The following is a 13853-nucleotide window of genomic DNA, read 5'->3' as shown; positions in this document are numbered from 1 at the left end:
AAAAACAATACTATTAATAAATAAATCCTCAAAACTATGCTGTTGAAAAATAGCCAATTTAAACCAACAAATAGCTAACTATGAAAACAAAATTATTTTCAATCGTTATGATGTTTACAGCCATTGCAAGTTATGCGCAACAAGATGCTCAATATACTCAATATATGTACAACACAATAAATGTGAACCCTGCATATGCTGGTTCGAGAGGTGCCTTAAGCTTTTTCGCTTTGCATCGTACGCAATGGGTTGGCCTTGATGGTGCTCCTATAACCAATACATTATCTGTAAACACTCCTTTCAACAATAGCAAATTAGGATTAGGTGTTTCTATAGTAAATGACGAAATTGGGCCATCAACTACCAATTCCATATCGGCTGATATATCCTACACTATTCCAGTTTCTGAATCGTATAAGTTGTCATTTGGTGTGAAGGGAACCGCAAATTTATTTAGCATAGATGTGAATAAATTAAATCCAAGTGATCAAACGGATCCCCAATTTCAAAATTTTGACAATGAATTTTCCCCAAATATTGGAGCTGGTATTTATTTACATTCACATAAAGCCTATTTAGGATTTTCAATTCCTAACTTTATAGAGACAGATGCATACAATGATAATGATGTAGCTATTTATAAAGAAAAAATAAACTATTATTTGATTGGGGGATATGTTTTTGATTTAAACCAATCAATAAAGTTTAAACCTACTTTCATGACCAAATTAGTGGAAGGTTCCCCTTTACAAGTTGATCTTTCAGGTAACTTTATGTTCAACGAAAAATTTGTTGTTGGTCTGGCCTACAGATGGAGTGCGTCAGTGAGCGCGATGGCTGGTTTCCAAATTTCAGACGCTTTCTACGTTGGATATAGCTACGATTTTGAAACTACTGAACTAGATAATTACAACTCTGGTTCTCATGAGATTTTCTTACGTTATGAGATATTTAAGAAAAATAACAAAATCACAACACCTAGATTCTTTTAATCCTATAATAGTTTTAGTCTATTAATGAAAAGAGTCAGCAAATAGTAATTACATCATAAAAAGTGTTTACTCTTAAAATAAATGTCATGAAAAATCAAATACTTCTTTACACGGTAATTATAAGTTTATTTTCATTCAATAGTTGGACTCAAAAAAGTACGGGTTCATTAAATGAAAAAAAAATAGGTGATTCTACAAATAGTTTAGCAATGGATGATAAAATTTACCATCCTAACATGAAAGTGAAATATTATCATGTAGAAGAAACCGTCCCCATGAAATTTGGAGGTTACAAAACAGTTTATGATGTAAGTAACCCAAAACTAATTCGAACATATGATTTAGGTCCAAACAGCAAACGAATTGTTACACCTGTATTTAAAGAAGGGCTACAAGATGAAAAAACTATTCTAAAATCGGATACAACATTGAAAACTGAAAATGCAAAAATTTCAATTTCCGATGCACCAAAAAAAGTAGATTCGTATGCTTATATAGATATTATTAAAACATATGAAAGAGTTGCAGAAAAAGGATATGAATCTATTGATATGTTAAAAAAAATGGGAGACTCCTATTTTTTTAATGACGAATTAGATAAAGCTGAAAAATGTTATGGCAAACTATTTAGTAAAACATCGGATTTAGAACCTGAATATTATTACCGCTATTCTATTGCGCTAAAATCGATTGGAAAAACGGATAAGGCCAATGAATATCTAAAAAAATTCAATCAATTATCTAGTAACAATACTCGATGAAAAACTCTTATAGTAATCAAAAATATTATTAAAGATTCCTAAAAAATTAATATTATGAAAAACATTACAGTAATTTACTTAGCAATACTTTACTTCTCTTCATTAAGCAATTATGCCCAAAAAGCTAAAGTAGCAAATGCGGATAAAAAATACGACAATTACGCCTATATTGACGCAATAAAAACATACGAAAGAATTGCTGCAAAAGGATATCAATCACCTGATATGTTCCAAAAATTGGGTAATGCATATTTCTTTAATTCTGAATTAGATAAGGCTGCTAATTGGTATGGCCAGTTATTTGCTTTAACAACAAATGTTGATCCTGTATACTATTACAGATATGCCTACTGCCTAAGATCTACAGGTGATAATGAAAAGGCAAATGAAATGCTTAAAATCTACAATGAAAAATCAGACAATGCCAAAAAAGGAGAGCTTTATATTCAGGAAGTAAATTTCTTAGATGAAATAAAAGAAAATTCAGGACGATATAAAGTTAAGGACGCTGGAATTAACACTAAATATTCTGATTATGGAAGTTCATTCTACAATGAAAATAAATTAGTTTTTACTTCGTCAAGAGATACAGGAAGCTTAGGACAAAGAAAACATACTTGGACAGATCAGTATTTTACAAATTTATATGAAGCTAACTTAAGTGGTGATTCATTAAAGGCTGAAAAAGTAAGCAAATTTTCAAAAGGTGTGAAATCAAAATTTCATGAAGCCAGTGCAATTTTTACAAAAGACGGCAAGACTATGTATTTCACCAGAAATAATTATTTGGAAGGAAAAAAAGGAAAAGATGATAATAAAGTTACATTGATTAAATTATACAAAGCCAGTTTTGGAGACAAAGATTGGGGAAATGTTACTGAGTTGCCATTCAACAGCAACAATTATAGTACTGCTCATCCCGCTCTTAGTCCTGATGAAAAAACATTATATTTTGTCTCAGATATGCCTGGAACCTTGGGAGAATCAGATATTTTTAGAGTTAGCATAAATAGCGATGGTAGCTACGGGACCCCTCAAAATTTAGGACAAACTATTAACACCGTAGGAAAAGAAACCTTTCCGTTTGTGAGCGATGAAAACGAAATCTATTTTTCTTCCGATACGCATTCTGGACTTGGAGGTTTGGATATATTTGTATCAAAAATTAATCCAGACGGAACTTTCGATGAGGTGCAAAATGTGGGTGCTGATGTCAATTCCCCAAAAGATGATTTTGCATATTTAATAAATACAAAGAATAAAATTGGTTTTTTCTCTTCCAATAGAGATGGTGGGAAAGGATATGATGATATTTATCAATTTTTAGAAGTAAAACCTCTTTGTAAACCTGAATTAGGGGGAGTTATCTCAGAATTGGTTTCAGGACAGGTACTTCCAGATTCCAAAGTAACACTTTATGATGATCAACATAAAATAATCAGTAGTGTTCAATCTGATTCTAATGGTAATTATTCATTTACTAATTTAAAAAAGAAAAAAACATATAGTGTAAGAGCTGAAAAAGGAGATTATACAACTGTAGAAAAAACGATAACAATAGCCCCTACTCCCGATTGTAAAACTAAATTGGATTTAGCTTTTGAAAAAGCGCTATGCAAAGTGGCGGTTGGTGATGATTTAGGTAAATGCTTTGGAATTAAATGGATCTATTTTGATTTAGACAAATCAAATATTAGATCAGAAGCCGCTCTGGATTTAGCTAAAATATTAGACGTAATGGCTGAATATCCAAACATGAAAATTGATATCCGTTCACATACAGATAGTCGTGCTTCTTTTAAATACAATGAAGGATTATCTGAAAGAAGAGCCAAATCAACCAAAGATTGGTTAATCAAAAATGGTATTAGTCCTAATAGACTAACCAGCAAAGGTTATGGAGAAACCCAATTAGTTAATAAATGTTCCGATGGAATAGAATGTACTGAAGAAGAACACCAACAAAATAGACGTAGCGAATTTATCATTACTGCTCTATAAAGAGATCTTCTTTTAAACAAAAAAAACTACCATTAAGGTAGTTTTTTTTTGTTTTTTATTCAGTTTTGAATTTAAATCTTAACAAAGATATTTGTATAATATTTTTTACCATTTGCTGGATTTTCTCTGATTGAAATTCCAAAATGTGTAAAATCACCTTCTATATTTTGTTTATGTCCTTCGCTTTTTAGCCAAGCATCAAATGCACCTTTGGCACTATTGTAATTGTAGGCTATATTTTCACTTACATTTTTTGCATGCAAAACTTTTATAATATTTGCTGAACGTGCATCAAAATCATCATGATTCACTACATTATTGGCAATCATATAATTATCATGCTCTTCGGATTTATATGAAATATGATTAATTTTTTCCAACGCATTCAAACCTATACTTACTCGGTAATTGTTGATCAAAGCCATTGTTTCTAATTCAACCGGACTATAATCATAGTTCAAAACAATTGGAGAATTTTCGGAAGTTTCTCTTGTTGTAGCACTGTCCTCGGCAGTACAGGAAACCATAAAACACAAAACTGCAGCAAAAAAAGACAAACGAAGTAATTTCGAATTCATAAAAATAGTAGTTTAAGTTTAAAGTAGATTGGGGGCAAACTGCTTTAATGTTAACGGTTTAGGTTGAATTTTAATCCAAATAAACTCACTAAACTTAAAAGTACCAAATAAAATCGATGAACTACATAAAAATTGCAAAAGATAATAGCGTATTCTTACATTATGGAGCAAGACGAGAAATTTTCCATGAAAAATCTTCCTGAAGCGTATAGCGAATCCTATCATGCAAACGATTGGGTCTTCCTTGCCAAAACTCTACTTCTAAAGGTGTTACCAAAAAACCTCCCCAATGCTTTGGTCGTGGAATTTCTTTTCCTTCAAAATCTTTCTCTAATTGCTTTAAATTTTCTTCAAGATAGTCCCTTGAGGGCACTACCTCACTTTGATTGGATACTATGGCCCCTAATTTACTTCCATCTGGTCTTGACTCAAAATATCCGTCTGAAATATTCTCGGAAGTTTTCTGGGCAATCCCCTTTATTATTACCTGTCGTTCCAAGCTTTCCCAAAAAAAAGAGAGACAAATTTTGGGATTATTAATTATAGCCCTACCCTTTTCAGAATTATAATTAGTAAAAAAAATAAAACCTTCTTCATTGAATTTCTTCAATAAAACAATACGTGATTTCGGATATCCATCCAATCCAATTGTAGAAACTGTCATAGCATTGACTTCTCCACTTTCATCAAAATCTTCTTCTTCGTGAAACCATCTATTAAAAAGATTTATAGGATCTTCCGGAATGGTAGATTCTAATAATTCACTTTTCTCGTATGATTTTCTATAGCTACTTAAATCCTTCATTTTTTTTAAACTTAAAATTTTCTAAAATGGTTATTCAAAATCGAAGCTTTTACCATCTTCTGCCAATAGTACCTCTTTAAAAATGGTTTCAGCTTCTTTTTTAAACAAATCAATACTATCGTAACGAGTAGAATAATGTCCTAAGATCAATTGCTTAACATTGGCTTTCAAAGCAATTCTTGCTGCCTCCTTCGCCGTTGAATGCATCGTTTTCATTGCTAATGCTTCTTCGGATTGCAAAAATGTAGATTCGTGATATAATACAGTAACATTTTCTATTAAAGGAATTATATCCTCACAGTATTTGGTATCCGAGCAAAAAGCATAACTCAAAGCGGGAATTGGATCAAAAGTCAATTTAGCATTTTCAACGATTCGGCCATCTTCAAGTGTAATGTCTCTTCCATTCTTTATATTCTGATAATAACATGTATTAATCTCATAATCATGGACAGCGTTCAAATCGAGTCTGCGCTCCCCCATTTTTTCTTGAAATAAAAAACCATTGGTGTAAACACGATGCTTTAATGGAATCGTTTTTACGATTACTTTATCATCTTCATAAACGATTTCACTTTCCTTAGATTGCAATTCATGAAAGAACAATTGATAATTAGTCCATGAATTTGATAATTTTAATTGCAAATCAATTATCTCTTTGATCCCTTTTGGACCATAAATATGTAAATCTGTAGTCCGCCCTAAAAGAGCAAAAGTGGATATCAAACCAATTAATCCAAAAAAATGATCCCCGTGCAAATGAGAAATAAAAACATGATTGATTTTTGAAAATTTCAATTTGTTTTTACGCAACTGAACTTGGGTTCCTTCTCCACAGTCAATCAAAAAAAGTCTATTTTTAATTTCTAGAACCTGTGAAGTGGGATTGGTTAAAGTACGGGGGGTAGCGGCATAACAGCCTAAGATGGTAAGTTTCAAATTTAGTTTATTTTGTTATTTGTTTAAATTGTTTAATCCTTCAAGAGTTTAAAATTGTTTAAACTGGCACTATTTATTCGTTCCAAATATCAAACGATTAAGCATAAAACGATCAAACTTTTAAACCATTTTAAACACTTAAAATCCTAAATCTCTTTCAATTTCATCCATCTCTATTAAATCCTGTGCTTCCAATTGGGTTGGTACAACAATAATGGATTTAGGAACTTTATTAAAATCTATTTCTTCAACAACAAAAACTAACGATTTTTTTTCTTTTTTATGTATTTTGGCTAAATCTGAAAAAATCTTGATTGACTTGATATCAACTGATTTGTCATGTGAAATATCCAAAATAAGATTATGCTCTTTGAAACTATTATATTGGCTATTTACTTTTTCCAAAAATTCCACAATATCTCCTTCAGTATCTTTAATTATAATTGTATGGCCTTTTGTAGTTACTTTCATTGCTTAATTTATTGAATTTTTGAAGCCAAAAGATAGATAACTGCCATCCTAATAGCAACTCCATTCTCAACTTGATTTAAAATCACCGATTGTTGTGAATCGGCAACATCGCTTGTAATTTCAACACCACGGTTTATAGGTCCTGGGTGCATAATTACAATTTCTTTATCGAGTGAATCCAATAAAACTTTATCCACTCCATATTGTTGGGCATACTCTCTAGTTGATGGGAAAAAATTAACATCCATTCTTTCATTTTGAACTCTTAGCATATTTGCTACATCACACCATTCAAGTGCTTTACGCAAATTAGGTTCAACTGTCACTCCAAGTGATTCGATATATCTTGGAATAAGTGTTTTCGGTCCACAAACTTTAACTTCGGCCCCTTGCATTTGTAAAGCATATATATTCGAAAGTGCTACTCTTGAATGCAAAATATCACCAACAATAACTACTTTTTTTCCCGTTACATCTCCTAATTTTTCTCTAATCGAATAACTGTCCAATAAGGCTTGTGTAGGATGTTCATGGGCACCATCACCTGCGTTTACAATACTTGCCTTAACATTTTTTGATAAAAAATAAGCCGCACCAGGATTCGAATGTCGCATAACTACCATATCCACTTTCATCGAAAGAATATTGTTTACAGTATCTATTAATGTTTCTCCTTTTTTTACCGAAGATTGTGCTGCCGAAAAACTAATAACATCAGCTGATAAACGTTTTTGAGCCAATTCAAATGATAATTTTGTTCGTGTACTGTTTTCAAAAAAAATATTAGCAATTGTAATATCGCGCAACGAAGGTACTTTCTTTATCGGGCGATTAATTACTTCTTTAAAATGATCGGCAGTTTCAAAAATCAGGTTAATATCATTTTCATTAATATATTTAATACCTAATAAATGATTTACACTTAATTCGCTCATTATAGTTTAGATTTTCAGATTTTTATAATTATTAATATGGAGTTCCGTTTTATTTTTGAATTTCCAAATCTAATTGGTCACTAAATAAACACCATCTTCTCCATCTTGCTCAGCCCAACAAACTTTCACCTTTTCACCATTAATCGCATCAACTTGACGACCACGATAATCTGGCTGAATGGGTAAGTCTCTGCTAAAACGACGATCAATCAATGTCAATAATTCAATTCCAGAAGGCCTCCCAAAAGATTGGATAGCTGTCAAAGCAGCACGAATACTACGTCCTGTATACAATACATCATCAATGAATATGACTTTTTTGTCTTCTACTAAAAAATCAATTTGTGTTTTATTGGCTTCCAAAGGCTTATTGGTTCTTCGGAAATCATCTCTAAAGAAAGTGATATCCAAATATCCTAAAGATACATTTGGTATGTGATATTCTTTTTCTAATAATTCTTTTAATCGTTCTGCCAAAAAAGTTCCTCTAGGCTGAATCCCTATCAAAACAGTATCAGAAAAGTCAAGATGTTTTTCAATTAATTGACAAGCCAAACGATTCAAAATAATATTGACTTCTTTTGAATTGAGTAACACTTTTTGATTCATATTTAGCAATTATTTGTTTTTAAAAGATTTACGGCATCTTTAGTATTATTTTTGAAATACAATATTTAATATTAGCAATTTCAAAACATCCGTAAGTTTGGTTAAGCAAATATACAAATTCCGAATTAGGATTTATTCATTGCAACACCAGAAAAATTATTTCTTTTTTTTCTAAAAGAAATCCATGTTGCCTTATGCCAAATATACTCCAATGGTCCTTGCTTATGAGTTTTTAACCACCAAGTACAAAATGATAATTGCAAAACAAACAAAACTATTCCGATCAGTAAACAATAAGTAGCTCCTGTATATTCAACAAGTCCCAATCCGTATCGGTAGTAAATAAAGGAACCAACGATAGACTGCATGATGTAATTGGTCAAACTCATTTTTCCGAAAGGAATCAGTTTTGACAAAAGATTATGAATCGATTCTTTTTGATAAATCAAAATAAATGTGGACACCAAAACAATCATAAAAGCAAGATTTGACCAAGATGTTATAATCACCGAAAGACTACTCATAGTCGCTTTTCGAACTATCATATCTGGTAAAAAAGTCTTTAATGCAAATAATGGTAAAAAAAGAACAATGGCATATTGCAAAGCTTTTATCCAAAACAAATTACTTTCGGTCGATGCAATAAAAAGTTTTCTGCGTCCAACTAACATACCCAACATAAATAAGGCAGGAGCTTGAAAAAAACGTCCATTTTCCCATGACCAAGCAACTGATGCAAATCTCCCAATATTGAGATTACCTATCGCATAGTCCATAAAAGAAGTGCTTTTGAGATACTCGCCCATCATTCCAAAATAATGATCTGATAAATTTGGCATTGGAACATATTCTGGATGGAATAGCATATAAACGAACTTTGTCCACTCCAAAGGCTGTAACATCAAAATAACCGCAGTAATAAAAACAGCTTTATCATTCCATTTACAAACAGGAATTAATGCAAGTCCCAAAACGGCATAAATCATTAATATATCGCCTTCGTAAAAAATTGTATTTACAAATCCAAAACCTAACAATAGCAATAAACGCCATATAAATCGACCTCTAAAATCTTTTCCTTTTTTCTCCTGATTATCATTTTGAATATAAAAACTAAAGCCAAAAAGCAGTGCAAAAATGGCATACGATTTTCCTCCAAAAAGAAAAAATAAGGTTTCCCAAATTACTTTGTCCAAGACTTTCATCCATTCAGGTAAGGCTTCCGGAAAATAATAGTAATCAAAATGTTCAATATTATGCAATAACATAATAGACATAATTGCAAATCCTCTCAAGGCATCAACAACTTCTACTCTTGGTGTTTTAAAATTAAAAGTACTCTTTGACATAGACACGGTAAAAAAATGAAACAATTATTTTCTCAAAAGTATCTTAATTTTCTATAAATAACTAAAAATTAATTTTTAAATTCATTATAAATAAAACACTCATTTTGAACATTATCGCCCAAAAAAAAAGCTCCTACATTTATGTAGAAGCTTATAATTTATTGAAACTTATTTATTCTTATGAATACATTTTAACTCTTAATTCTTGAACTTTTTCATCATCCAAATATTCATCAAAAGTCATGTAACGATCGATAGCTCCGTTTGGTGTTAACTCAACAACACGATTACCTACGGTTTGGGCAAATTCATGGTCATGTGTTGTAAAAATAACTGATCCCTTAAAGTTTTTCAATGAATTATTGAAAGCAGTAATCGATTCCAAATCCAAGTGATTGGTAGGTTCGTCTAACATCAAGATGTTAGCACGCTCCATCATCATTCGGGATAACATACAACGAACTTTCTCTCCTCCTGATAAAACTCTACTAGTTTTTAAAGCTTCTTCACCTGAGAAAATCATTTTCCCAAGGAAACCTCTAATAAAGACTTCATCACGTTCTTCCTCTGTTTTTGCCCATTGGCGTAACCAATCAACTAAAGTATAATCATTTTCAAAGAACGAATGATTATCACCCGGCAAATATGCCTGATTTGTCGTAACACCCCAATCAAAAGTACCTGAATCTGCAGTTTGATTCCCGTTTAAAATTTCATAAAACGCAGTCGTAGCTCTAGAATCTTTAGAAAAAAGAACAATTTTATCTCCTTTTGCCATATTCAGATCCACTCCTTTAAACAAAGTTTCTCCATCCACAGAAGCACTCAAATTCTGAACGTTTAAAATTTGATCCCCAGCTTCACGATCCTGATCAAAAATAATGGCAGGATAACGACGGCTAGAAGGTTTTATCTCTGAAATATTCAATTTAGAAATCATTTTTTTACGAGAAGTAGCTTGTTTTGATTTGGCTACATTCGCAGAAAAACGACGAATAAATTCTTCTAATTCTTGTTTCTTTTCTTCAGCTTTTTTATTTTGCTGTGCACGCTGTTTAGCCGCTAATTGACTGGATTCATACCAAAAAGTATAATTTCCTGAATAATGGTTTATTTTACCAAAATCAATATCCGAAATATGTGTACAAACTGAATCCAAGAAGTGTCTATCGTGAGAAACTACAATTACTGTATTTTCATAATTTGCCAAGAAATTTTCCAACCAAGCTATGGTTTCAAAATCCAAGTCATTGGTAGGCTCATCCATAATCAACAAATCTGGATTTCCAAACAACGCTTGTGCCAAAAGAACTCTCACTTTGATTTTCCCCTCCAAATCACCCATTAATGTATAATGGTTATCCTCTGAAATACCAAGATTAGAAAGCATTGAAGCAGCATCAGAATCGGCATTCCAACCGTTCATCTCTTCAAATTGCACTTGTAACTCCCCTATTCTATCTGCATTTTTATCATTGTAATCCAAATAAAGGGCGTCCATCTCTGTTTTTACAGCATATAAAACTTTATTACCCATCATCACAGTTTCCAAAACTGTATGTTCGTCAAACATATTGTGGTTTTGGTTTAAAACCGACATACGTTTTCCTGGTTCCAAATGTATATGCCCCGAAGTAGGATCGATATCACCTGCAATTATTTTAAGAAAAGTTGATTTTCCAGCACCATTGGCTCCAATAACTCCATAAATATTTCCGTGTGTGAAGGTTGTATTTACTTCGTCAAACAAAATTCGTTTGCCAAACTGAACTGATAAATTATTGACTGTTAACATGAATGTCTCTTTATTAAAATTTTGCGCAAAAGTACAAAAAAATAATGACTTTTTTTATTCAAAAAAAACCTGATAAAATTCCATTAGGTTATCAATATTATATTTTTTTTTACATTTAAAATATACCTATTCTTATCGTAAAAGCGAAAAATGACCTTTTGTAAATCTTCCGTCAGATAAATATAAAGTGTACCAATAATCGTCAGCTGGTAAAGGAAGATTGTTAAACGTACCATCCCATCCTACGTCTTTTGGTGAAATTTGTTTTAGAAGTTTACCAAATCGGTTAAATATATCGATAATTGCATTTGAATTTGATGGAGTGTTTAAGTCCCAAATATTCCAATTGTCGTTTATACCATCTCCATTTGGAGTAAAGTATTTTGGGGCACCTAAAACAGAAATTGTCTTATGCAGAATACCGCAACCATTAAGATCTTTTATGTACAAATCGTGGATACCTGTGGCAACATTTTCAAAAATGGGGGAAGCTTGATAATTTTCGGATATATTATCTAAAGAATACTCATAAATTCCTTGCCCTAATGCGGAAATAGTAACTTTTTTTACTTCGGTAAAATCGTCTATTATAATTTCATAAATCTCAGCAAGTTCTGAGTTCTTCACAGTAAATATCCGCTCTCTTGTACATCCGCTTTGATTTTTAACGACAACCGTGTAGGTTCCTGCTTTATTAACATCTATTTCAGAAGTTGTTTCTCCGTTTGGAGACCATTTGTATTGGTAATTAATTAAATCTACGTTGGAAATTCCTGTATTTAATTTTATTAAATCTTCTGTTTTATTTAAACATAAATACAATGTTTCATTTTTTTCAAGATTAGGCAAAACAGCCACTTTTAACTCAATAGTATTAATACCAATGCAATCGTTTTCATTTTGGACTCTGGCATAAACCGTTTGCTGATAGGGCTGCGTATTTGTAAAACTTGCAGCTATTGGATTTTGAAACAATTGTGCATTTTCTGATGTTAGAAAATAAGTGACTTTGTTTCCGTTATTTTCGAAGCCTGCGTCAGCTAGATTAAATTTCACAATACCATCGGATATGGCATCATCATCACATTTTTCTATTGTTTGGGTTAGTGTAATTCCTTTTTTTACTTTCAAATCTACTGTTGTAAAAGCATAACAAGCTGTAGTTTTGTTTGTTACTTTGGCAATTATTGTTTGTGGATTTGTGCTATTGGTGTACAAGAAATCTAAGGGATTTACATCACTTTGAGCATCTGAATTGTTAAGGTAAAATTTTACAGAAAACAGAGAATCTTTTAAAGTCAATGCTTCCGATGCTTCCAAGAGATTAAATGTTTTTATATCACTTGGCACATTACCAATATCACATTGTGTTAACTGTACAGGTTTTACATTCGGAAGTGTTTTATTTATTATTAATTTGAAAGGCTTAAAAACACTGCAAAGCGATTGTGTATCCAATATTTTAGCATAAACAGTTTCTTCTTGATAAGCCTCTTTGTTTACATAATCTTTTGGCAATGTTATCATATCATTTGCCGCGGGATGATAGGTTACAATTCTGTTTGGATTATTGTCTTGTAATAACAAATCATTCTCTGCCAAATTGAAATGTACAAACCCCGTTTGACTTACATCACATCCAGCAACATTTAATGGAAAAGGAGTCTGCAATGGCTCTACCGTAAAAATAAATTCCTCAACTACAAAACATTTTGAAACAGTATTGGTTAATCTAATATATCCCTTTTGTGGACTTTCGGTGTTTCGAAATCCATTAGGAAGCCTTCGGATGTCTTTTATTGCATCCTCACCTCTTATGTAAAAAGAAGCTTCAACATTATTTTGGTTTCCTACAGCAGTAGCAGCAATTTCATTTAGATCAATATTTGTAATAAAATCATTTACACCGTCCGATTCACAGATTTTCGCACCATAACTACCAAATATTTTTGGCGTTTTTATCTCAGGAGGAGCGTCTATTGTTGCAGTACCATTAAAATCAATTGAAAACTGATTATAAGGAGCCCCGGCATCCATAACAACAATATAATAACTTTCTCCTGCTTTTACGTCTAACATTTCAAGAAAGCCATTCCCTTCGTTAGACTGCCTACTAACTCCGTAAGCACCTGGAATTAATCCAGTTTTGTTTTTTGTTGAAAACATTTCTAAAGGTGAAGTATAAGAGCAACGAATGGACTGCCCGATATCGCCACAAGTAACGTTTGGACCAAAAACAAAAAAGTTTAAATCTGCTTTAGGATCTAGACTTTTGGGAGTCAGTACAAACCCAAAACTTCCACCTGTTACAATAGTTACTTTTAACCATATCATTGGAGAATGAACGTAATTTCCGCAACTTACATGACCATTAAATTGAGAATCATCTGGATATGTTTTTATTACTCCTGTAAAAGTTGTATTGCCACATATAGTAAGAGCACTGGCACAATCTCCTTGTGAAAAAGACATTTGACAAAATAAAATGCAACAAAATGCAACTATTTTTTTGATGTGTATCATTAGCAAATTAAGTATTATAACACGTTTAATCCTACTAGCAAGCAAATGCTTCAAAAAAAACCTGGCAACGAATTACCAGGTTAAAATATTGTTTT

12 protein-coding genes are annotated in these 13853 nt (G+C 31.9%); 3 read left to right on the top strand and 9 right to left on the bottom strand.

The window, feature by feature from the left end; translation table 11 throughout:
- Window positions 1-80: 80 nt before the first annotated feature.
- From HQN62_RS10920 to HQN62_RS10910, 3 genes are all read left to right on the top strand, one after another.
- Window positions 81-992, top strand: coding sequence for a PorP/SprF family type IX secretion system membrane protein (locus tag HQN62_RS10920; protein WP_116798298.1), 912 nt, complete (start codon window positions 81-83; stop codon window positions 990-992).
- 86 nt (window positions 993-1078) lie between these two features.
- Window positions 1079-1753 (top strand): tetratricopeptide repeat protein, encoded by a 675-nt coding sequence (locus HQN62_RS10915; RefSeq protein WP_173504378.1) that lies wholly within the window; start codon window positions 1079-1081, stop codon window positions 1751-1753.
- Window positions 1754-1807: 54 nt separating this feature from the next.
- Entirely contained in the window at window positions 1808-3754 is a 1947-nt protein-coding gene (locus HQN62_RS10910) for an OmpA family protein (protein ID WP_116798300.1), read from the top strand.
- A gap of 71 nt (window positions 3755-3825) precedes the next feature.
- On the opposite strand, the gene HQN62_RS10905 is transcribed toward HQN62_RS10910, so the two are convergent.
- The 9 genes from HQN62_RS10905 to HQN62_RS10865 form a co-directional block, all read right to left on the bottom strand.
- A complete protein-coding gene (locus HQN62_RS10905) occupies window positions 3826-4332 on the bottom strand; it encodes a CAP domain-containing protein (RefSeq protein ID WP_116798301.1) in 507 nt (168 codons plus the stop codon).
- A 160-nt stretch (window positions 4333-4492) separates the two neighbouring features.
- Complete coding sequence (pdxH, locus tag HQN62_RS10900; protein ID WP_173504377.1) at window positions 4493-5137, bottom strand: pyridoxamine 5'-phosphate oxidase; 645 nt, start codon at window positions 5135-5137, stop codon at window positions 4493-4495.
- A gap of 30 nt (window positions 5138-5167) precedes the next feature.
- The gene (locus HQN62_RS10895) at window positions 5168-6076 is read right to left on the bottom strand and encodes a ribonuclease Z (protein ID WP_116798303.1); all 909 of its coding nucleotides are present in this window, start codon (window positions 6074-6076) and stop codon (window positions 5168-5170) included.
- A gap of 138 nt (window positions 6077-6214) precedes the next feature.
- Window positions 6215-6547: a ribonuclease Z gene (locus HQN62_RS10890; protein ID WP_173504376.1), complete on the bottom strand. Its 333-nt coding sequence runs from the start codon at window positions 6545-6547 to the stop codon at window positions 6215-6217.
- An 8-nt stretch (window positions 6548-6555) separates the two neighbouring features.
- Window positions 6556-7482: an aspartate carbamoyltransferase catalytic subunit gene (locus HQN62_RS10885; RefSeq protein ID WP_173504375.1), complete on the bottom strand. Its 927-nt coding sequence runs from the start codon at window positions 7480-7482 to the stop codon at window positions 6556-6558.
- Window positions 7483-7551: 69 nt separating this feature from the next.
- Window positions 7552-8091, bottom strand: coding sequence for a bifunctional pyr operon transcriptional regulator/uracil phosphoribosyltransferase PyrR (gene pyrR, locus HQN62_RS10880; protein ID WP_111410489.1), 540 nt, complete (start codon window positions 8089-8091; stop codon window positions 7552-7554).
- Window positions 8092-8216: 125 nt separating this feature from the next.
- The gene (locus tag HQN62_RS10875; RefSeq protein WP_116798306.1) at window positions 8217-9440 is read right to left on the bottom strand and encodes a DUF418 domain-containing protein; all 1224 of its coding nucleotides are present in this window, start codon (window positions 9438-9440) and stop codon (window positions 8217-8219) included.
- A gap of 178 nt (window positions 9441-9618) precedes the next feature.
- The gene (locus tag HQN62_RS10870; RefSeq protein WP_116798307.1) at window positions 9619-11235 is read right to left on the bottom strand and encodes an ABC-F family ATP-binding cassette domain-containing protein; all 1617 of its coding nucleotides are present in this window, start codon (window positions 11233-11235) and stop codon (window positions 9619-9621) included.
- 132 nt (window positions 11236-11367) lie between these two features.
- Window positions 11368-13707 (bottom strand): T9SS type B sorting domain-containing protein, encoded by a 2340-nt coding sequence (locus tag HQN62_RS10865; RefSeq protein WP_165818135.1) that lies wholly within the window; start codon window positions 13705-13707, stop codon window positions 11368-11370.
- Window positions 13708-13853 lie beyond the last annotated feature (146 nt).

Origin of the sequence: Flavobacterium sp. M31R6 (genome assembly GCF_013284035.1) — a bacterium.
Classification (GTDB): Bacteria; Bacteroidota; Bacteroidia; order Flavobacteriales; family Flavobacteriaceae; genus Flavobacterium.
This window is presented reverse-complemented; position numbering and strand designations above follow the sequence as displayed.